This is a genomic window from Streptomyces sirii (assembly GCF_045690365.1).
Classification (GTDB): Bacteria; Actinomycetota; Actinomycetes; order Streptomycetales; family Streptomycetaceae; genus Streptomyces; species Streptomyces sirii.
In genome coordinates this window covers 3,750,331-3,771,872 of sequence record NZ_CP147982.1, presented here as the reverse complement: position 1 = coordinate 3,771,872, position 21,542 = coordinate 3,750,331, and the positions used below count along the sequence as shown (strand labels likewise).

Below are 21,542 nucleotides of genomic sequence, written 5' to 3'. Positions count from 1 at the left end.
GCGGGGTGGTGCGAGCGAAAAAGCTGGAGCTCAGTGGCTACGACAGCTGGAACAGCGACAGCGAGCCTGCGCAGCGCAGAGCGACCCGTAGGCACGGGTCAGTCGGGGCGCGGGAGTCACTGGCATGGGGACAAGGAGACCGGGTTCAGGGCGCGATGTCAACCAGACGTCTGGTTTGCCGCGAATCTTTCACCACATCCGGTTGCTCCGGTCGGAGAAAGGTTTGTGCAGTCTCGGCTCCGGAGACATCGGCCGGTATCCGCACCCACAAACGCCGTTGCGGCTCTGTGATCCGTCTGTGATCTTCCCCGCTTCGGTGCGCGGGGTGCAACGCGAACGCCGCCTGATCGCGTCTTGGTGAACGACGCGGGCGTGCCAGGCGGTACGCCCGAGGAAGTGTCCTGGTTTTTACTGATTTGAACACTTTCTGCATCCGCTTGGTTCCGCCGAGTGAATAAGAGGCTCAATAGCAGATCTCGGCTTGACTGGCCCGGATCACCACACTTGTAATTTCACTCGTGTCGTTCAGCCGAAATCGATCACGGCTTGATCACGGGGACGTAAAGACAGACGAGGGGCGCACATGACCGAGCTGTTCCAGGAATTGCTGGTCGAGGAGGCGGACGAGGAGCTCGGCTGGCAGGAGCGCGCACTGTGCGCCCAGACCGACCCCGAGTCCTTCTTCCCGGAGAAGGGTGGGTCCACCCGCGAGGCCAAGAAGGTCTGCCTCGCCTGTGAAGTCCGGTCCGAATGCCTCGAATACGCCCTCGCCAACGACGAGCGCTTCGGTATTTGGGGCGGTCTGTCCGAGCGCGAGCGGCGCCGGCTCAAGAAGGCCGCCGTCTGACCATGACCAGGCAGCCGTCCGGACCGACGGCGCGCGGCCCCGTGGACCACGCCGCCGTACCGCCCCAACTCCCCATATCCCCCTATAACGAACACTCCGCCTCCAGCGCCCCGGCCGCCGGAGGCGGACTGCTGTGCGGGGATCCGGCCGGGGCGGTGGCACGAACCATTAGTGTGGGGCCCCGTCCGAGATGCGCCGCCGCCCCGCCGGGCGCGCGCGTCGCCTCGTAGTCCGTCGCAGTGTCTTCCGGGGGCGGGGGCCTTGAGCGACTTCGCCGCGGGCCTTCGAACTCCCGGGTCCGGAGGGCCCGTACCTCGATGTCCTTGCACAGCCAGTCGGCGGCCCAGGCCGCCTCACACGCAGCCGCCACCCCAGAGTTCCCACGGCACGTGGTCACCGCCGTGATCGTCTCCCATGACGGTGCCCGCTGGCTGCCCGACGCACTCACCGGCCTGCTCGGCCAGGAGCGCCCGGTGCAGAACGTCATCGGTGCCGACACCGGCAGCGCGGACAACTCCGCCCAGCTGCTCGCCGAAGCGATCGGCGACCAACGGGTGCTGCACCTCGCCCGCCGCTCCGGATTCGGCACCGCCGTCGACGAGGCCGTCCGCACCGCCCCCGTGCTCACCCCCGACGACCTGCCCTATCTGCGCCGCCCCAGCGGCTGGGACCCGGTCAGCCGCACCTGGCGCGACGAGGCCTACGACATGCCGGAGTTGCCGCACGGCGAACCGGTCCAGTGGCTGTGGCTGCTGCACGACGACTGCGCACCGGAGCCGGACGCCCTCGCCGAGCTGCTGCGGGTCGCCGACGCCAGCCCCTCCACCGTCATCGTCGGCCCCAAGCTGCGCAGCTGGTACGACCGCCGCCAGTTGCTCGAAGCCGGGGTCAGCATCGCCCGCAGCGGTCGCCGTTGGACCGGCCTGGACCGCCGCGAGCAGGACCAGGGCCAGCACGACCAGGTACGGCCCGTGCTCTCCGTCTCCAGCGCCGGCATGCTCATCCGTCGCGACGTCTACGAGGAGTTGGGCGGCTTCGACCGCCGGCTGCCCCTGATGCGCGACGACGTCGACCTGTGCTGGCGCGCCCAGGCCGCCGGTCACCAGGTCCTCGTCGCGCCGGACGCCATCCTGCGGCACGCCGAGGCCGCCGCCCGCGAGCGCCGCCCCATCGACTGCGTCGGCCGCTCGGTCGCCAACCCGCACCGCGTCGACAAGGCCGGCGCCGTCTACACCCTGCTCACCAACACCCGCGGCGCGACCCTCCCCTACGTCCTGCTGCGGCTGGTGATCGGCACCGTCCTGAGGGTGCTGGCCTACCTCGTCGGCAAGGTCCCCGGCCAGGCGCTGGACGAACTCGCCGGACTCTTCGGCACCCTGCTGCGCCCCGGCAAGATCCTCGCCGCCCGCAAGCGCAGAGGCCGCCCCGCGGTGGAGGCGAGCGAACTGCGGTCGCTCTTCCCGCCGCCCGGCGCGACCGTCCGGGCCACCGTCGAACAGGTCGCCGGCAACCTCGCCGGGCGCGCCGCACCCGACGTGGCCTCCGCCGGCCGGCACGGCGCCGTCGAGTCCGGGCCCGGCGGCGACGACGCCGACTTCCTGGAGGTCGAGCAGTTCGCCCGGCTCAAGCGGATCGCCCGCAAACCCGGGCCGGTGCTCTTCCTCGTCCTGCTGCTGGTCTCGCTGGTCGCCTGCCGCGAGCTGCTCGGCTCCGGCGCGCTGACCGGCGGCGCACTGCTGCCCGCGCCCGGCAGCGTGACCGACCTGTGGTCGGCGTACCTCGACAGCTGGCACGCCGTCGGCGTCGGCGACAGCGCCTTCGCACCCCCCTACCTGGCGGTCGTCGCCCTGGTCTCCAGCGTCTTCGCGGGCTCCACCGGCTTCGCCCTGACCCTGCTGCTGGTCTGCTCCGTCCCGCTGGCCGGCTGCACCGCCTACTTCGCCTCCCGCCCGCTGGTCGCCTCCCGGCTGCTGCGGGCCTGGGGCAGCATCGCCTACGCCTTCCTGCCCGCGGCCGCCGGCGCGCTGGCGGGCGGCCGCCTGGGCACCGCGGTGCTCGCCATCCTGCTGCCCCTCATCGCGCGCGCCGCGATCGCCGCGAGCGGACTGCGCCTTCCGGCGGGCACCCGGCCCAGCTGGCGCGCCACCTGGGCCTACGCCCTGCTGATCACCTTCACCGCGGCCTTCACCCCCGTCGTCTGGCCGCTCGCGGCGCTCCTGGGCGCCGGCCTGCTGGTGCTGCGCTTCGTCGAAGGGCACCGCGACCAGCTGTTCGCCTACGTGCTGCGCTTCCTGGCCGTGGTGCTCGCCCCGCTCGTGGTGCTCGCCCCCTGGTCGCTGTCGCTGCTGACCAGCCCCTCCCGCTTCTTCCAGGAGGTCGGACTCGGCTACGGCGCCGGCTCCGCCTCCGTCCTCGACCTCATCGGCCTCAGCCCCGGCGGCCCCAAGGCAGCGGGCGGAGTGCTGCTCTTCGGCATCGTGCTGGCCGCGCTCGCCGCCACCCTGCGCGACGCGCGGCAGCTCGCCATCCGCGTCGCCTGGGCCGTGGCGCTGATCGGGCTGCTGTGCGCGGCGCTCGGCAACGGCTCCGGCTGGACCGGGCCCGCGATGCTCGTCTACGGCCTGGCGCTGCTGTGCGCCGCCGCGATCGGCGCGGAGGGCATCCGCACCCGCATGGCCAGCCTCGGCTTCGGCTGGAAGCAGCCGGTCGCCGTGCTGATCGCGCTGGCGTCCGTCCTCGCCCCGCTCTACGCCGCGGCCAGCTGGATGATCACCGGCGCGGCCGGCCCGCTGGAGCGCCGCAACCCCGAGCAGGTCCCGGCCTTCGTCGCCGAGGAGTCCGGCAGCTCCGACCGGCCCCGCACCCTGGTCCTCGACGGCCGCCCCGGCCACGTCGACTACACCCTGGTCCGCGGCTCCGGAGCCCGGCTCGGTGACGCCGACCTGGCCGCCCAGGCGGGCGAGGACAAGCGGCTCGGCACCATCGTCGCCCACCTCGTCGCCGGCTCGGGCGCCGACCAGACCAACCAGCTCGGCGGCTACGCGGTCCGCTACGTCCTGGTCAGGGACGGCGCACCGCGCGAAATGGGCCGGGTGCTGGACTCCACCCCGGGCCTGACCCGGCTCAGCCAGGAGGACGGCAGCGCCCTGTGGCGGGTCAACCGCCGGGTCTCGCGGGTCTCGATCGTGTCCGGGCAGGCCGCGGACGGCACCGCCGCCGGGGAGGTCGCCGCGCCCGTCCCGGTGGCGTCCGAACCCGTCGAGGCGCACACCAAGATCCCCGCCGGGCCCGCCGGGCGGGTGCTGCGGCTCGCCGACACCGCCGACGAGGGCTGGCAGGCCACCCTCGACGGCACTCCGCTCAAGCCCGTCACGGTCGACGGCTGGGCGCAGGGCTTCACGCTGCCCTCGAACGGCGGCCGGCTCGACCTCACCCACCACAACCCCTTCAGCCACACCCTCTGGCTGTGGGCGCAGGGCCTGCTCGCCGTCGTCCTGGTCGTCCTCGCGCTGCCCGGCCGCCGCCGGGAGATCGACGACGACCTCCCCGAGGACGCCGTCCCCGAGCAGACCGCCGCGGCCGCCGGCGAGGGCCGCCGGGCCCGCCGCCTGCGCGCCCAGGCCGAGGCCGCGGGCCCCGGCGAGCAGGCCGGGCCCACCATCCCGGCCGCGCGGACCGGCGAGCAGACGGCGGACCCGATGGCGGGGCCGGTCCCGGTCCATGACGCCGCCGCGACCGGCGACCCGTATGCGGCGGTGCCGCAGCAGCAGCCCTACGAGGACTGGCAGACCGCCCAGCAGGCCGCCCCGCTCGCACCGGACGTCCCACCGGCGCAGGCCGGCGAGCAGCAGCCCTACCCGGCCGTCGACCCCTACCAGGCGGACCCCTACGGCCGGCAGTACCCGCAGCAGGGGCAGACCGCCGCCGACCCCTACGGGGCCGGAAACGCCGGAACCTATGCCGTCGACCCCTACCAGGCCGGCGCCTACGACCCGTACGGCTACGGCGGTCAGCAGTACGCCGACCCACCGCCGCAGCCCCAGCAGCAGCCCTACGACGACGGCACCGAGTACCCCGGGTACTCCGGCTCCTACCGCGAGCCGCGCCGTGACGGGAGCGACCCGCAGTGAAGCGCACCATGATGTCCCTGGCCGGCGTGGCCGTCGCGCTGGCCGCCGTCACCGGCGTCGCCGCCGTCGCGGCCCCCGGCGGCGGCAGCCAGGACACCGCCGGCAGCGGCACCCGGCTGCCCGTCCAGCGCTCCGCGCTGCTGTGCCCCGCCCCGACCTCCTCCGAGGTCGGCGAGACCACCTACACCGCCTTCGCGCCCAAGGGCGCCGCCGCCGGCGCCGGCACCAAGAAGGGCACCGCCCAGCTGGTGCCCGCCGCGACCGTCAAGGACGCCGGCAGCGACGACCGCGGCAGCGGCAAGGGCAAGAAGGACGGCAAGGACGGCAAGGGAGCCACGGCCGGCGCCGCCGGCTCCGGCAGCCTCACCGTCCCGCCCCGCGACACCAAGCCCGTCCTCCCCCTCCAGGAGGCCGGGAAGCCGGTCACCACCACGACCGACCGCGCCGACGCCCCCGCCCTCGTGGGCGCCGCGGACGGCACCCTCGCCCCCGGCTGGACCGTCCAGCAGACCAGCGCCGTCGCGGCCGGCTCCGGGCGCGGCCTGCTCGGCCTGAGCTGCACCACCCCCGACACCACGTTCTGGTTCCCCGGCGTCAGCACCGACACCGACCGCCAGGACTACGTCCACCTCACCAACCCCGACGCCTCCCCGGCCGTCGTCGACCTCGAACTGCACGGCAAGGACGGCTCGCTGGGCGGCTCCGCCGGCGAGGACATCACCGTCCCCCCGCACGCCACCGTCCCGGTGCTGCTCTCCACCCTGACCACCACCCCCACCACCAACGCCTCCCTGCACGTCGTCGCCCGTGAGGGCCGGGTCGGCGCCGCCGTCCAGGCAAGCGACGGCAAGCTGGGCAGCGACTGGCTGCCGGCCGCCGCCGACCCGTCGCCGAGCGCGGTGCTGCCCGGCATCCCGAAGGACGCCACCTCCGTCCGGCTGGTCGCCATCGCCCCCGGCGAGTCCGACGCCGACCTGAAGGTGCAGCTGGCCACCCCGACCGGGCTGATCACCCCGGCCGGTCTGGAGACCCTGCACGTCAAGAGCGGGATGACCACGGCGGTGGACCTCAAGGACGTCACCAAGGGCGAGGCCGGCTCGCTGGTCCTCACGCCCGCCGACGGCGGCTCCAAGGCCCCGGTCGCGGCCGCCCTGCGGGTGACCCGCGGCAAGGGCGCCGCCCAGGAGATGGCGTTCATCCCCGCGACCCGCCCGGTCGACAAGCGGGCCACCGTCGCCGACAACCGCGACAAGGGCGGCACCCTGTCGCTGGTCGCGCCCGAGAAGGGCAAGGACGCCAAGGTGAAGGTCACCGCGTCGGCCGGCAGCGGCGGCGGCACCCCCGTCACCAAGACGTACACGGTCAAGGGCGGCACCGCCCTGGACATCGACCCGCCCCGCCCCCAGGGACTCAAGGGCGGCTACGCGCTGACCGTGGAGCCCGAAGCGGACAGCGGCCCCGTCTACGCGGCCCGGATGCTGGCCCGGCCCCAGGGCCGGCTGCCCGCCTTCACCATCCAGCCGATGCCCGACGACCGGGGCTCGGTCCTCGTCCCGACCGCCGGCCAGGACCTGTCGGTGCTCACGGACTGACCGGCGGCACCGGACCCGCGAAGGGCCCGCCCCGGCGCGCTCCAGCCCTGCGAAGGGCCGGGCAGCCAAGGGCGGGCCCTTCGGTTCTCACTCCTGGCCGTAGCGCGGATCCACCGACTCCGGGGCGAGCCCGAGCAGCTCGGCGACCTGCTCGACCACCACCTCGTGGACCAGCAGCGCGCGCTCGTCGCGGCTCTTCGTACGGATCTCCACCGGCCTGCGGTAGATCACGATCCGGTCGCGATGTCCGCCCGCCGCGGGCAGCACGCGCCCCAGTGGGACGGTCTCCTCGCCGTCGCCCGCGTCCGGCCCGTCGTCCGGGCCGAAACCGGGCACCTCCAAGATCATGAAGTCGACCTGGGAGAGCTGCGGCCAGCGCCGCTCCAGGCGGTCCCGGGAGTCGTACACAAGATCCACGAAGGCGTCGGCGCGGGTCACCGACAGCGGCACCTGGGGTGGCGCGATGGGGCCGCGCATGCCACGGCCGTGGCGGTCGCGGCGGCGGAGCCGCGGCTCCGACGGTCGGGGAGGTACGGGGCTGTCCATCAGCATCGAGCGTAGCCGTCACGGGCCTGACGGCACGCCAGAGCGCGACGATCCGCGGCAAGAAGCTGCCGTCGTCCACTGACCGGACCGATGCGTGTCGGTTTCGTTTACGTCCCCGCATCAGATCGCGGAACTCGCCCGGAATGGCCGGAAATGCATGGAGTGGTGACGGGTTTCATCGCCGCCTACCGCTCACCGCGGCCCGCCCGACCCAGGTCAGGTCGAGCGGGTGCAGGTCAGACGCATCGGACGAAGCGGGACGACACGGTTGGGTGAGCCGAGGGAGAGTCGTCGCGGCCCGCTCAAGAGTGCGGTACCGTCCAACGTCGTGAGCCCTGTACGTCGCTGTTCGCGCACTGCGTGCGGCCGCCCCGCCGTCGCAACGCTGACGTACGTCTATGCGGACTCGACCGCCGTGCTCGGACCGCTCGCCACCTACGCCGAACCGCACTGCTATGACCTGTGCGCCCAGCACTCCGAGCGGCTGACCGCGCCCCGTGGCTGGGAGGTCGTCCGCCTCGCCATCGACTCCGGCCCGGCCCGCCCCAGCGGCGACGACCTCGAAGCCCTGGCCAACGCCGTCCGCGAGGCGGCCCGCCCCCAGGAACGCGCCGCCGGCGACGGCTCACCGCCCCCCGGCGACCGCGACGGCCGCCCCATGGAGGTCGCCCGCCGCGGCCATCTGCGGGTGCTGCGCTCGCCGGACTCCTGAGCCGGCCGGCCGCGCCCGGCCGCCCCCGCGCGACGCGAGGGGACCCCCGGCCCCCGCACCGACCCGCCCGGTAGGTTGGAGCCACCCCAAAGACTCCACAGGAGGGTTGGCTGTGACTGATCTGTCGCAGATCGTGAAGGCGTACGACGTGCGCGGTGTGGTCCCCGATCAGTGGGACGAATCGCTCGCGGAGCTGTTCGGCGCGGCCTTCGTCGAGGTCACCGGCGCGGACGCGATCGTGACCGGGCACGACATGCGGCCCTCCTCGCCCGGACTGTCGGGCGCCTTCGCCCGCGGCGCGGCGGCCCGCGGCGCCGACGTCACCGAGATCGGCCTGTGCTCGACCGACGAGCTGTACTTCGCCAGCGGCGCCCTGAACCTGCCCGGCGCGATGTTCACCGCCTCGCACAACCCGGCCCAGTACAACGGCATCAAGATGTGCCGGGCCGGCGCCGCCCCCGTCGGCCAGGACTCCGGCCTCGCCGACATCCGCGCGCTGGTCGAACGCTGGACCACCGAGGGCGCCCCCGAGCCGGCCGCGACACCCGGCACCGTCGGCCGGCGCGACGTCCTCGGCGACTACGCGGCCCATCTGCGCACCCTCGTCGACCTGTCCGGCATCCGCCCGCTGAAGGTCGTGGTGGACGCCGGCAACGGCATGGGCGGCCACACCGTCCCCACCGTCTTCGAGGGACTGCCCCTCGAACTCGACGCCATGTACTTCGAGTTGGACGGCTCGTTCCCCCACCACGAGGCCAACCCGCTGGACCCCGCGAACATCGTCGACCTCCAGGCGCGGGTCCGCGAGGTCGGTGCCGACCTGGGCCTGGCCTTCGACGGCGACGCGGACCGTTGCTTCGTCATCGACGAGAACGGCGACCCCGTCTCCCCGTCCGCGATCACCGCCCTGGTCGCCGCCCGCGAACTGGCCAAGCACCCGGGCGGGACGATCATCCACAACTGCATCACCTCCTGGTCCGTCCCGGAGGTCGTCAAGGAGAACGGCGGCACACCGGTCCGCACCCGCGTCGGGCACTCCTTCATCAAGGAGGAGATGGCCAAGACCGGCGCGATCTTCGGCGGCGAGCACTCCGCGCACTACTACTTCCGCGACTTCTGGAACGCCGACACCGGCATGCTCGCCGCCCTGCACGTCCTGGCGGCCCTCGGCGGCCAGGACGGCCCGCTCTCCGGGCTGGTCGCCCAGTACGACCGGTACGCGGCCTCCGGCGAGATCAACAGCACCGTCGCCGACCAGGCCGGCCGCCTCGCCGCGATCAAGACCGCCTACGAGGGCCGCCCCGGCGTCACCCTCGACGAGCTGGACGGCCTGACCGTCACCGCCGACGACTGGTGGTTCAACGTACGCCCCTCGAACACCGAACCGCTGCTCCGCCTGAACGTCGAGGCCCGCGATGCCGCGACCGCCGAACGGGCCCGCGACGAGGCCCTGGCGATCATCCGCGGCTGAGCCCGCCGAGCCCCGACCGAAGACCGGCTCCGGTGGTGGGGCCGGGTGGCCCAAGCCCCCGACCCCACCACCGCACCTGCCCTCCGGGCAGGCCGTCCCCCGCCGTCCGGCGGTACGCTGGCCACGCCGCACCCACCCCGAAGGAGCACCCTCCATGCCGGTCGAAGCCAGCTTGATCGAGATCCTCGCCTGCCCGGCGTGCCACGCCCCGCTGGAGGACCGGACCGAGGCCGACCCCGCGGAGCTGGTCTGCACCTCCGGGGACTGCGGCCTCGCCTACCCCGTCCGCGACGGCATCCCCGTACTCCTCGTCGACGAAGCCCGCCGCCCCGCCTGACCCGGGCACCGCCGGGCCCGCCCCGGCACCGCCCGGCGCAATCCCGCCCGCACCGGCGATCGGAGGCCGCGCCCACCATGCTCGACGAGTCACTCCTCGACACCCCCGACGCACTGGCCGGTGCCGACCGGTTCGGACTGCTGCGCGGCGTCGCCGAATCCGGCGCCCGGGTCCGCACCGCCGCCCGCGGCGCCGCCGAATCCGGCATCCCGGAACTGACGCCCGACGGGCGGCCGCGCGCCGTCCTCGTCGCCGGCCCCGGCCCCGTCGCGGCCGGCGTCGCCGACCTCCTGCGCGCCCTCAGCGGCGGCACCAGCCCGGTCGGCCTCATCCAGCCCACCGGCGTCGCCCCGCTGCCCGGAGCGCTGCGCTGGACACTGCCCGGCTGGGCCGGCCCCCTGGACCTGCTGCTGCTCGCCGGCCCCGACGCCGCCGACCCCGGCCTCGCCGAACTGGTCGAACAGGCCTACCGCCGCGGCTGCTCCGTCGTCGCCGTCACCCCCGCCGGCGGCCCGCTCTACGACGCCGTCATCCAGGCCCGCGGCCTCGCCGTCCCGCTCGCGACCACGTCCTACGACGCCGAATTCGACGTCGAGGGCGCACCCCCGGCCGCCCCCGGCACCCTCTGGTCGGTGCTGATCCCGCTGCTCGCGCTCGCCGACCGGATCGGCCTGCTCAGCGCCCCACCGGACGCCCTGGGCAAGCTCGCCGACCGCCTCGACGAGATCGCCGAACGCTGCGGCCCGGCCATCCCCACCTACACCAACCCCGCCAAGGCGCTCGCCGCCGACCTCGCCGACTCCCTCCCGCTGATCTGGACCGAGGGCACCATCGCCGGCGCCGTCGGCCGGCACTTTGCCACCGAACTGGCCGGGCTCGCGGGCCGCGCCGCCCTCGCCGCCGAGCTGCCCGAGGCGCTCACCACCCACCGCGCCCTGCTGGCCGGCGCGCTGGCCGCCGGCGCCGACCCCGACGACTTCTTCCGCGACCGGGTCGATCAGCCCGCGGTGATGCACGCCAGGGTCGTACTGCTGCGCGAGGACGAGCCCGGACCGCTCTCCGCCACCAGCGCCGCGCACGCCCTCGCCGAGGAGCGCGACACCGCCGTCAGCGAATTGCAACCGGACACCGGCAGCGATCTGGAGAAGGCCGCGGAACTCCTCGCCATCGCAGATTTCGGTGCCGTTTACCTGGCGCTCGCCGGCACCGAGTGACCTTTGACGGCCGGCCGCGCACCCGCCGCGGCCGAACACCCCGTCCACCACGTACGACCCATCCGGTCACGTACGACGCGTAAGGAAGCGACAGCCCCCATGGACCGCCTCGCCAACACCGTGCGCCCCTACGCCTGGGGCTCCACCACCGCCATACCGGAACTCCTCGGCACCGCGCCGACCGGCGAACCCCAGGCCGAGCTGTGGATGGGCGCCCACCCCGGCGCCCCGTCCCGCATCGACCGCGGCGCCGGCCCCGTCTCCCTGGCCGAGGTGATCGACGCCGCCCCCGAGACCGAACTGGGCCCCGACACCGTCCGCGCCTTCGGCCCCCGGCTGCCCTTCCTGCTCAAGGTCCTCGCCGCCGGCGCACCGCTCTCCCTCCAGGTCCACCCCGACCTGGCCCAGGCCAAGGAGGGCTTCGCCGACGAGGAGCGGCGCGGCGTCCCCATCGACGCCGGCCACCGCAACTACAAGGACGCCAACCACAAGCCCGAGCTGATCTGCGCGCTCACGCCCTTCGACGGCCTGTGCGGCTTCCGCCACCCCGCGCGGACCGCCGACCTCCTCGAAGCCCTCGATGTCGACGACCTCAAGCCGTACGTCGACATCCTGCGCGCCAGCCCCGAGGAGGACGCGCTGCGCGAGGTCCTCACCGCCGTCCTGAGCGCCGAGCACCACGAGATCGCCCGCACCGTCGAGCGCGCCGCCCTCGCCGCCGAACAGCTCGCCACCAAGGGCGGCGAGCACGCCGACGCCTACGCCGCCTACGCCGGCCTCGCCCACCACTTCCCCGGCGACCCCGGCGTCCTCGCCGCCATGCTGCTCCACCACGTCCGGCTCCAGCCCGGCGAGGCGCTGTTCCTCGGCGCCGGCATCCCGCACGCCTACCTCAGCGGTCTCGGTGTCGAGCTGATGGCCAACTCCGACAACGTGCTGCGCTGCGGCCTGACCCCCAAGCACGTGGACGTCCCCGAACTGCTGCGGGTGGTCCGCTTCGAGGCCGGCGACCCGGGCGTGCTGCGCCCCGAGGCGGTCGACGGGGAGGAGACCTACGAGACCCCCATCGACGAGTTCCGGCTCTCCCGCTTCGTCCTGGCCCCCGGCGCCGCCCCCCGCCCGCTGCACTCCCGTACACCGCAGGTCCTGCTCTGCACGGCGGGCACGGTCCGGCTGCACAGCGCCGCCGGGGACACCGCGGCCGAGCTGACCCTGGCGCCCGGCGAGTCCGCGTTCGTACCGGCCGATGAGCGGCTCACGCTCTCCGGGGAGGGCACCCTCTTCCGCGCGACGGTCGTCGCGTAGGGGAGTAGCCGCCCGGGGCCGCGGGGAGGCAGGGGCGAGCAGCGCAATCCGTCCGGCAGGTGGCCTCGTGGCGGCCGCCCGCCGCCGGGCTGCAACAATGACCGCCGCACGGCATTAAAGGGGCGGTAAAGAGGCGAGCCCCGTCGACGGAAGGGACATGCGGCACCTATGAGTGCATCAGGCGGGACAAAGGCGATCGTTGCGGCGCTGGGCGCCAACCTGGCGATCGCCGCAGCGAAGTTCGTGGCCTTCGCCTTCAGCGGCTCGTCCTCGATGCTGGCCGAAGGCGTCCACTCCCTCGCGGACTCCGGAAACCAGGGCCTGCTGCTGCTCGGCGGCAAGAAGGCCAAGCGCGCGGCGACCGCCGAGCACCCCTTCGGCTACGGCCGCGAGCGCTACATCTACGGCTTCCTGGTCTCCATCGTCCTGTTCACCATCGGCGGCGTCTTCGCCCTTTACGAGGGCTACGAGAAGATCCACGAACCGCACGCGCTGGACAACTGGGTCTGGCCGGTCGGCGTCCTGGTCTTCGCGATCATCGCCGAGGGCTTCTCCTTCCGTACCGCCATCAAGGAGTCCAACGAGCTGCGCGGCAAGCAGACCTGGGCCCAGTTCGTCCGCCGTGCCAAGGCCCCCGAACTGCCGGTCGTCCTGCTGGAGGACTTCGGCGCACTGGTCGGCCTGGTCCTCGCGCTGGGCGGCGTCGGCCTCACCCTGGCCACCGGCAACGCCGTCTGGGACGGCATCGGCACCATGTGCATCGGCGCGCTGCTGGTGCTGATCGCCCTGGTCCTGGCCGCCGAGACCAAGTCGCTGCTGCTCGGCGAGGCGGCCGGCCCCGAGCAGATCGCCAAGATCCGTGAAGCCGTCGTCGACGGCGAGGTCGTCACCCGCGTCATCCACATGCGCACGCTCCACCTCGGCCCCGAGGAACTGCTGGTCGCCGCCAAGATCGCGGTCCGCAACGACGACACCGCCGCCCAGGTGGCCCAGGCCATCGACGCCGCCGAGGCCCGCATCCGCGAGGCCGTCCCGATCGCCCGCGTCATCTACCTGGAACCGGACATCTACGACGAGACCGCTGCGGCAGCAGCCGCAGCCGACACGACGAAGACCTCAGACGGTCACTGAGACCTCCCGACGGCCCCTGAGCACCGAGCCGGACGGCGCAGGCCGCGGCAAGGCCCCCGCACTCCCCAGGAGCGCGGGGGCCTTGCTGTCCGGGCGCGCGCTGAAGGGGACTGCGCCTGCTGCGGGACTACCGCAGGCCGCCGCCACTACGGCTCCCAGCCCGTCGACCACAGCCACACGACTCCCAGCCCATCGATCACGCCCGCACGACGCCGCGCCCGTACAGCTCCACACGTGCAGGCCATGCTCGTGCGGTTCTGCGTCTGAAGGCCACGCCCGCACGACTCCACGCCTGAAGGCGACGGTCGTACGACCCCACGCCCGTACGTCCCCACGCCCGCACGCCCCCACGCCCGGCGACCACGTCCTGTCGATCACGTGGCGAGATCCCGCCGACCACATGGCAAGCCGTGGCGAGCCCAGGAATACCGCCCCAGGCCCACCACGTTCTGGCCCGCAGGGGGCCCTCGCCTCCCCTACGGGATCCGTTCGCCCCCGCCCTAGTGGATCTCCCCCAGGACCCCCTACTGGATCTCTCCCAGCACCCGCAGAATCGCCGCCTCGTCCTCCGCGCCCTGCAACCGGGCCCGGAAGTCGCCGTCCATCAACTTCCGCGACAGCAGCGCCAGGATGCGCAGATGCTCATCCCCGGCCGCCTCCTGAGGCACCGCGATCATGAAGACCAGCTTGGCGAGCGTCCCGTCCAGCGAACCCCAGTCGATACCGTCCGCCGACCGCGCGAAGCCGACGACCGGAGCGGTCACCGCATCCGTCTTGGCGTGCGGGATGGCGATCTCCTCACCAAGCCCGGTGGTGCCCTGCGCCTCCCGAGCCAGCGCCACCCGCACCAGCTCGTCCACGTCCGCCACCCTGCCGGTACCGGCCGCCAGCTCGGCCATCTCCCGGATCGCGGCCTCCTTCTCGCCGGCTACGAGCTGCCGTCTGACGGTCCGCTCCGTCAGATAGCCGGACAGCACCTCGGTGCCGGCCGCGCCGCCGTCCGTATGGTCATCGGCGTCACCCTCGATGCCCCCACCCCCGGCGCCCTCACCCTCCGTACCGTCGCCGCCCGCCCGCTCACCGGCCGGCACCACCGCCCCGACCGTACGAGGCTCCGCCGCCACGCCACCACCGGCCGCGCCCCCGCCGCCGGCACCGACCCCAACGACCACCGGCTCCACCGCCGAATCACCAACAACGGCGGCATTACCAGCAACAGCGGCACCGGCCTCCGCCGCCCCGCCCTTCCTCCGCTCCGCGACGTCCACCAGTGTCACCGTCGTCAGCGCCGTCACCACGGTCCCGATCACCACGGCGAGGAAGAACATCGGCACCCCGCCGACCGCACCCAGCACCGCCACGATCGGCCCGCCGTGCGGCACCGCGTCCGTCACCCCGGCCATCCCCGCTACCGCACCGGCCACCGCGCCACCGAGCATGTTCGCCGGAATGACCTGCGCGGGCCGCGCCGCGGCGAACGGGATCGCGCCCTCGGAGATCCCGAACACCCCCATGAACAGCGCCGCCATGCCCGTCTCCCGCTCCTGCTCGGAGTACAGGCGCCGGCGGACCAGCGTGGCCAAGCCCTGCCCCAGAGGCATCACCGGGATCGCCGCGGCACACATGCCCATCACGGTCTGGTTGCCGGACGCGATCAGCCCCGCACCGAACAGGAACGCGGTCTTGTTGACCGGACCGCCCATGTCGAACGCGATCATCAGCCCGAGGATCGCGCCGAGCAGGATCGCACTCGACCCGGTCATCCCGCCCAGCCAGCTGGTGAGGTGCGTGAACACCCAGGAGATGGGCTTGCCGATGACGTAGATGAAGAACAGCCCGAGCGTTGTCGTCGCCACGATCGGGATCACGATGATCGGCATGATCGGCTGGACGAACCTGGGGACCTTGACCTTCTTGATCCACTGCACCAGATAGCCGGCCAGGAAGCCGGTGACGATCGCACCGATGAACCCAGCGCCCGCCTTGGAGTCGTACAGCGCGCCCGTATTGGCGATCCAGCCGCCGATCATGCCCGGCACCAGCGCCGGCCGGTCGCCGATCGCATAGGCGATATAGCCGGACAGGATCGGCACCATCAGCGTGAAGCCGATGACGCCGACGTCGTTGACGTGCTTCCAGAACGAACCGTCCGGGATCACCAGCCCGCCGTCGGCCTGCGGATGCCCGCCCAGCGCGAGCGAGATCGCGATCAGCAGCCCGCCGACCACCACGAACGGGATCATGTAACTGACCCCGTTCATCAGCGCCTTGTAGCCGACGCTGCGCTCCTTGCCGCCCCCGGGTTCCGCGGCCGCCCCGGTCCCCTCGCCCTCGTGGACCGGCGCGCTCCGGACCCGCTCGATCAGCCGCTCGGGATGGTGAATGCCCTCGGCCACACCGACCGCCAGCACCCTCTTGCCGACGAACCGGCTCCGGTCGACGTCCTTGTCCGCGGCGATGATGATCCCGTCGGCCTCTCTGACATCGTTGTCAGACAGTACGTTCTCAGCCCCGATGGACCCCTGCGTCTCCACCTTGATCTCATGGCCGAGCGACTCGGCGGCCTGGGTCAGCTTCTCCGCGGCCATATACGTGTGGGCGATGCCGGTCGGGCAGGCGGTCACTGCGAGCAGTCTCAGCCCCTGCCCGCCCCTCCCCGCACCCTGGGGCGCCCCGGCTGGACTGGTCGTCACGTGGTTCTCCTTACGCACATGCGCGCCGTCGTACAGACGTTCCGGTGTTCGCGCGCTCCAGGCATCCTGCATGACGTCCCGGCCGGGGCAAACCCCTCTGACACCCCGGCTTGCGGCGGCCCGGACCCGTCCGCCGCCGCCCTCCACCCCGGCCGCCGGACACCCGCCACCGCGCCCCTCCGTGGCCGGGACCGCACCGGTTCGGCCCATCCGGGCTGGGGTTCACTGGGCCGATCGGTGTAGATTCGTGCCCAGTGCCAGACGTCGCTGCTGATGGCGGTCGGTCGGCCCGCCCCGCGGACCGGCCGAGGGAGAGAGGGCCTCCGACGGACTGCGCTGCGGCCAGGGGAGAGGTGTGTCCGCTTCCGCGTACGCTCTTCCCCCAGCTCAAGCTGGGCCCCGGCCCGCGCCGCAGACTGCCAGCCCATCCACCTCGACGCTCGAGGAGCAGCCCGCATGACGACAGCAGCCACCGGCCAGGACTTCAAGGTCGCCGACCTCTCCCTCGCCGCCTTCGGCCGCAAGGAGATCACCCTCGCCGAGCACGAGATGCCCGGCCTGATGGCGATCCGCAAGGAGTACGCCGCCGCCCAGCCGCTGGCCGGCGCCCGCATCACCGGCTCCCTGCACATGACCGTGCAGACCGCCGTCCTGATCGAGACCCTGGCCGCCCTCGGCGCCGAGGTCCGCTGGGCGTCCTGCAACATCTTCTCCACCCAGGACCACGCCGCGGCCGCCATCGCGGTCGGCCCCGACGGCACGCCGGACAGCCCCAAGGGCATCCCGGTCTTCGCCTGGAAGGGCGAGACCCTCGAAGAGTACTGGTGGTGCACGGAGCAGGCGCTGACCTGGCCGAACTCGCCCACCGGCGGCCCGAACATGATCCTCGACGACGGCGGCGACGCCACCCTCCTGGTCCACAAGGGCGTCGAGTACGAGAAGGCCGGCAAGGTCCCCGCCGTCGAGACCGCCGAGAGCGACGAGCACCGCGCCATCCTGGAGCTGCTCACCCGCACCCTCGCCGAGGCCCCGCAGAAGTGGACGAACCTGGCCTCCGAGATCCGCGGCGTCACCGAGGAGACCACCACCGGCGTGCACCGTCTCTACGAGATGCAGCGCGACGGCGACCTCCTCTTCCCGGCGATCAACGTGAACGACGCCGTCACCAAGTCGAAGTTCGACAACAAGTACGGCTGCCGGCACTCCCTCATCGACGGCATCAACCGCGCCACCGACGTCCTGATCGGCGGCAAAACCGCCGTGGTCTGCGGCTACGGCGACGTCGGCAAGGGCTGCGCGGAGTCCCTGCGCGGCCAGGGTGCCCGCGTCATCATCACCGAGATCGACCCGATCTGCGCCCTGCAGGCCGCCATGGACGGCTACCAGGTCGCCACCCTCGAAGACGTCGTCGAGACCGCCGACATCTTCATCACCACCACGGGCAACAAGGACATCATCCTGGCCTCCGACATGGCGCGGATGAAGCACCAGGCGATCGTCGGCAACATCGGTCACTTCGACAACGAGATCGACATGGCCGGCCTGGCCAAGCTCCCCGGCATCGTCAAGGACGAGGTCAAGCCCCAGGTCCACACCTGGACGCACCCGGACGGCAAGGTGCTGATCGTGCTGTCCGAGGGCCGTCTGCTGAACCTGGGCAACGCCACCGGGCACCCGTCCTTCGTGATGTCCAACTCCTTCGCGGACCAGACGCTGGCCCAGATCGAGCTGTTCACCAAGCCGGAGGAGTACCCCACCGACGTCTACGTGCTCCCCAAGCACCTCGACGAGAAGGTCGCCCGTCTCCACCTCGACGCCCTGGGCGTCAAGCTGACCGAGCTCCGTCCGGACCAGGCCGCCTACATCGGCGTGCAGGTCGAGGGTCCGTACAAGCCCGACCACTACCGCTACTGAGCCCGGGCGTGCTCACGGCTGATCAGCACTGCTGATCTCCCGGCGCACTCCCACAGCAACCGGTAACCCAGGCCCTCGCCACTCACGGCGGGGGCCTGGCCCGTAAGGACCCCGCACCCACCCGTCCCCCCACCTGCCGGCCACCCCACCCGCCGGCCGCCGCTCGAAGGACTGCACTCCCATGCCCCGCGGCCACTACTCGCTCCACGACCCGCACGATCACACCCCCCTCGGTGAAGAGCACTTCCACTGCGCCACCGGCCCCTCCGGCTGGCGCTATGTCTCGCAGATCACCAACCCCGCCGGCGACCACGTCGGCTCCGTCGACCTCACCCTCGACGACCTCGGCCGACCCATCCGCCTGGAACTCCACGCCTCCGCCTGGCAGGTCCGCGGCGCCGCCCTGGACGGCGTCACCTGGGTACGCACCGACCCGACCGGCGAACACGCCACCGAAGGCAACGTCCCCGCCCACGCCTTCACCGGCGCGTCCCCCGCGTTCCTCATCGCGACCGCCCGGCTGCTGCGCCCCACCCTCGGCGGCGGCGCCATCCGCACCCGCCTCGTCGCCTTCACACCCCCCGTGCTCGCCCCCCGCACCCTCGATCAGTCCTGGGCCCTGCTCGCCAGCACACCACACGCCACTGACAACACCCCCCTCATCGCCGACGAATACCAGGTCAACGACCTCGAAACCGGTGAGCAGCACACCGTCCACATCGCCGGCGACGTAGTCCTCTCCGCCCCCGGCATCGAGCTCGAATCCCTCGAATCGCCACCGTCGACGTTCACCTGACCGCCCCGCCCTCCCGCAGCCGCCCGACGCCCGTCCTCGACGGCCGCGACCTCACACCGGCGGGGCGAACCCCGTACGCGGCGGTCGTCCACCCGCGTCGCCGATCCCCGCGCCGTTGCCGCCCTCCCGAACCGGCGGTCCCACAACCCCCGCACCGCCCGCGGCCGGCACTGTCCCTCCAGCCCCAGCCACCTCGGCTCCACCTCCACGTCCGCCGCCACCAGGCAGCGCCCAAGCCCCACCCGGCGCCGGTGCCGACGCCCCGTCCCCGCTCCCCACCACCACGGGTCCGGACACCCCCGCATCCCCGGCAACCCCCGCCGACGCACTGACCCCCACCGACGCACCGGCCACCGAAGGCACACCGGCCCAGGCCCCCGCGTCCCCGCTCCCGGGGGCGGCCACACCGGCCCCGGCCGGCGTCCCGAACGTCCGCCGCGCCTCCCGTGCCTGCCGCTCCGCGATCACCGCTCCCAGATACGCCGCCGGGTGCATCCCCGCCGGCCCCGGCACCCCGGTGAACCCCCGCAGGTCCTCCGCCAGACGCCCCGCCATCGCCGCACCGACCTGCGGATCCAGCTGCCCCATCCGCGCCAGGTACTGCCGCACGGTCAGCCACCACCCATCGGGCACCCGCGACAGATCCAGCGCCCCGAGCTCCGCCGCCAGCCAGGGAGGCGGAGGCGGCAGCGCACTCCCCACCTGCGCCGCGGGCATCCGCTCCCGGATGACCAGCGTCCCGGCGAACACATCCCCCATCCGACGCCCCCGCGCCGAGACCAACGAGGCGATGGCCGCCACCACCCCCATCGTCATCACGATCTCGATGGCCCCCAGGGCGCCCCGCACCAGCGCATGCCGGAACCGGATCGGTCCGCCGTCCGCCCGTACGACCCGCAGTCCGCACATGACCTTCCCCAGCGAACGGCCATGGCTCAGCGTCTCGACCGCGATCGGTATCCCGACCTGCACCAGCACGAACGTCGCCACCGACACCGCCGCCATCGCCGCGCTGTCCATCGACGACGTCGCGCTCACCAGCAGCATCGACACCGCGATGTAGATGCTCCAGGCCATGGCCACATCCACCGCCACCGCCAGACCCCGGCTCGGCAGCCTGGCCGGCCGCAGCCCCAGCACCACAGCTTCACCCGTTACGAGCTCACTCACGCCGTGCCCCACTCCTTCTCGATCCCCGAAATTCCGCCCACCCCGCAGCCGGACACGGCCAGTCTGCCAAGCTGACCCGGCACCCACCCACGGCGCTGCGAGGAGCGACCCCCTATGGACCTCGATGTCTTCACCACGGCACACCGAGCCGAATGGGACCGCCTCGAAGCACTCCTGCACCGCAAACGCCGCCTCACAGGCGCCGAGGCCGACGAACTGGTGGTCCTCTACCAGCGCACCACCACCCACCTTTCCCTGCTCCTCTCCAGCGCCCCCGACCCGGCGCTGACCAGCCGCCTCACCTCGCTCGTGGCCCGCGCCCGCAGCACGGTCACCGGCGCCCGCAAGGCCTCCTGGCGCGACGCCGCCCGCTTCTTCACCACCGCTTTCCCCGCCGCGGTCTACCGCCTGCGGCACTGGTGGATCCCCACCGCGATCCTCTCCACCGTGGTCGCCGCCCTCATCGGCTGGTGGATAGCCGCCCACCCCGAGGTCCAGGCGGCCATCGGCGCCCCGGAGGAACTCCGCGCCATGACCCGCCCCGGTGGCCAGTACGAGACCTACTACTCCAGCCACCCCGCCGCATCCTTCGCCGCCCAGGTATGGACGAACAACGCCCAGGCCGTGGCCCTATGCCTGGTTCTCGGCGCCTTCCTAGGTCTCCCCGTCCTGTGGATCCTTCTGCAGAACATGCTCAACCTCGGCATCGGCATCGGCCTGATGTCCTCCGCCGGCCGCCTCGACACCTTCCTCGGCCTGATCCTTCCGCACGGCCTCCTCGAACTGACCGCCGTCTTCATCGCCGCCGGCATCGGCCTCCGCCTGGGCTGGACCGTCATCGACCCCGGCCCGCGCACCCGCCGCACGGCCCTGGCGGAGGAAGGCCGCACGGCCCTGGGAGTCGCCATCGGTCTTGCCGCGGTGCTCTTCATATCCGGCGCCCTCGAAGGCTTCATCACCCCTTCCGGCCTGCCCACCTGGGCCCGCATCGGCATCGGTACCGCCGTCGAGCTGGCATTCCTCCTGTACGTCTATGTGCTGGGCGGCCGCGCCGTACGAGCCGGAGCGACCGGCGACGTCGACGCCACCGACCGCGACGCCACCCTCCCGACCGCCGCCTGATGCGCGTCGAGCCCCGCTGACCTGCTAATCTCCTCTTCGCCCCAGAACCCCGTTGACACGGGCAGCAGGGGGAGGTAGATTCGAACGGTTGCAACGAACTGGACAAGTTCATCTGCGACGGATAGTCTCTCCTCCGCTTCGGCCGGAATTTCAATTCGGCGAGGCGCAACCGACCACTTACCGGAAGCCCCGGTCGATTTAATTCGACCGCAGCACTTCTGATAAAGTCGGAATAGCCAAAAGGCTAACCCCCTCCGACGGGGAATCGGAAGCAAATTCGGACCGGCAACGGAACGAAGCGGATCTGATAGAGTCGGAAAGGCCGAAAAGCGAAAGCCGAACGGCCGACCCCGCTCCAGCAGGGGGCCAGAGACGGAAACGGATCTGGTAAGGTTGGAAACGCGAAGAGGCCGAAAGGCGGAAACGCACCGGCGAAAATCGGAGCCGCGAGGATCTGATAGAGTCGGAAACGCAAGACCGAAGGGAAGCGCCCGGAGAGCCTGGTGAAACAGGCACAAAGGAAGCGTCCGTTCCTTGAGAACTCAACAGCGTGCCAAAAGTC

The 21,542-nt window shown here is 72.6% G+C and carries 15 protein-coding genes; 12 read left to right on the top strand and 3 right to left on the bottom strand.

Annotated elements, in window-relative coordinates; all coding sequences use genetic code 11:
• The first annotated feature begins 583 nt into the window (after positions 1–583).
• From WAB15_RS16805 to WAB15_RS16795, 3 genes are all read left to right on the top strand, one after another.
• Positions 584–847 (top strand): WhiB family transcriptional regulator, encoded by a 264-nt coding sequence (locus WAB15_RS16805; protein WP_003983763.1) that lies wholly within the window; start codon positions 584–586, stop codon positions 845–847.
• Between the two features lie 317 nt (positions 848–1,164).
• Positions 1,165–4,977, top strand: coding sequence for a glycosyltransferase (locus WAB15_RS16800; RefSeq protein ID WP_407286750.1), 3,813 nt, complete (start codon positions 1,165–1,167; stop codon positions 4,975–4,977).
• The gene (locus WAB15_RS16795; protein ID WP_399150882.1) at positions 4,974–6,569 is read left to right on the top strand and encodes a DUF5719 family protein; all 1,596 of its coding nucleotides are present in this window, start codon (positions 4,974–4,976) and stop codon (positions 6,567–6,569) included. Before WAB15_RS16800 ends, WAB15_RS16795 begins: the two co-directional genes overlap by 4 nt.
• 87 nt (positions 6,570–6,656) lie before the next feature.
• Here WAB15_RS16795 and WAB15_RS16790 read toward each other — a convergent pair whose 3' ends face one another.
• Positions 6,657–7,115 (bottom strand): metallopeptidase family protein, encoded by a 459-nt coding sequence (locus WAB15_RS16790; protein ID WP_393499818.1) that lies wholly within the window; start codon positions 7,113–7,115, stop codon positions 6,657–6,659.
• A gap of 268 nt (positions 7,116–7,383) precedes the next feature.
• Between WAB15_RS16790 and WAB15_RS16785 the strand changes: the two genes are divergently transcribed.
• From WAB15_RS16785 to WAB15_RS16760, 6 genes are all read left to right on the top strand, one after another.
• Positions 7,384–7,827, top strand: coding sequence for a DUF3499 domain-containing protein (locus tag WAB15_RS16785; RefSeq protein WP_399150881.1), 444 nt, complete (start codon positions 7,384–7,386; stop codon positions 7,825–7,827).
• A gap of 112 nt (positions 7,828–7,939) precedes the next feature.
• Entirely contained in the window at positions 7,940–9,298 is a 1,359-nt protein-coding gene (locus WAB15_RS16780; protein ID WP_399150880.1) for a phosphomannomutase/phosphoglucomutase, read from the top strand.
• A gap of 154 nt (positions 9,299–9,452) precedes the next feature.
• Positions 9,453–9,635, top strand: coding sequence for a Trm112 family protein (locus WAB15_RS16775; protein ID WP_399150879.1), 183 nt, complete (start codon positions 9,453–9,455; stop codon positions 9,633–9,635).
• A 77-nt stretch (positions 9,636–9,712) separates the two neighbouring features.
• Complete coding sequence (locus WAB15_RS16770; RefSeq protein ID WP_407286749.1) at positions 9,713–10,849, top strand: SIS domain-containing protein; 1,137 nt, start codon at positions 9,713–9,715, stop codon at positions 10,847–10,849.
• Positions 10,850–10,948: 99 nt separating this feature from the next.
• On the top strand, positions 10,949–12,154 hold the full coding sequence (manA, locus tag WAB15_RS16765; RefSeq protein ID WP_407286748.1) for a mannose-6-phosphate isomerase, class I: 1,206 nt from the start codon (positions 10,949–10,951) through the stop codon (positions 12,152–12,154).
• Between the two features lie 168 nt (positions 12,155–12,322).
• Positions 12,323–13,285: a cation diffusion facilitator family transporter gene (locus WAB15_RS16760; protein ID WP_399150876.1), complete on the top strand. Its 963-nt coding sequence runs from the start codon at positions 12,323–12,325 to the stop codon at positions 13,283–13,285.
• Positions 13,286–13,809: 524 nt separating this feature from the next.
• Here WAB15_RS16760 and WAB15_RS16755 read toward each other — a convergent pair.
• Positions 13,810–15,909: a fructose-specific PTS transporter subunit EIIC gene (locus WAB15_RS16755; protein ID WP_407289238.1), complete on the bottom strand. Its 2,100-nt coding sequence runs from the start codon at positions 15,907–15,909 to the stop codon at positions 13,810–13,812.
• A gap of 525 nt (positions 15,910–16,434) precedes the next feature.
• On the opposite strand from WAB15_RS16755, the gene ahcY reads away from it, so the two are divergent.
• Together ahcY and WAB15_RS16745 are read left to right on the top strand one after the other, a co-directional pair.
• Positions 16,435–17,892, top strand: a complete 1,458-nt coding sequence (ahcY, locus tag WAB15_RS16750; protein ID WP_399150875.1) for an adenosylhomocysteinase — start codon at positions 16,435–16,437, stop codon at positions 17,890–17,892.
• A gap of 181 nt (positions 17,893–18,073) precedes the next feature.
• Positions 18,074–18,688 carry a hypothetical protein gene (locus WAB15_RS16745; protein WP_399150874.1) on the top strand — a complete coding sequence of 205 codons (615 nt, stop codon included), beginning with the start codon at positions 18,074–18,076 and terminating at the stop codon, positions 18,686–18,688.
• Positions 18,689–18,739: 51 nt separating this feature from the next.
• Here the strand turns inward: WAB15_RS16745 and WAB15_RS16740 are convergent, their stop codons facing one another.
• Entirely contained in the window at positions 18,740–19,858 is a 1,119-nt protein-coding gene (locus tag WAB15_RS16740) for an RDD family protein (protein WP_407286747.1), read from the bottom strand.
• Between the two features lie 114 nt (positions 19,859–19,972).
• On the opposite strand from WAB15_RS16740, the gene WAB15_RS16735 reads away from it, so the two are divergent.
• Positions 19,973–20,980 (top strand): stage II sporulation protein M, encoded by a 1,008-nt coding sequence (locus WAB15_RS16735; RefSeq protein ID WP_407286746.1) that lies wholly within the window; start codon positions 19,973–19,975, stop codon positions 20,978–20,980.
• Positions 20,981–21,542: the final 562 nt, after the last annotated feature.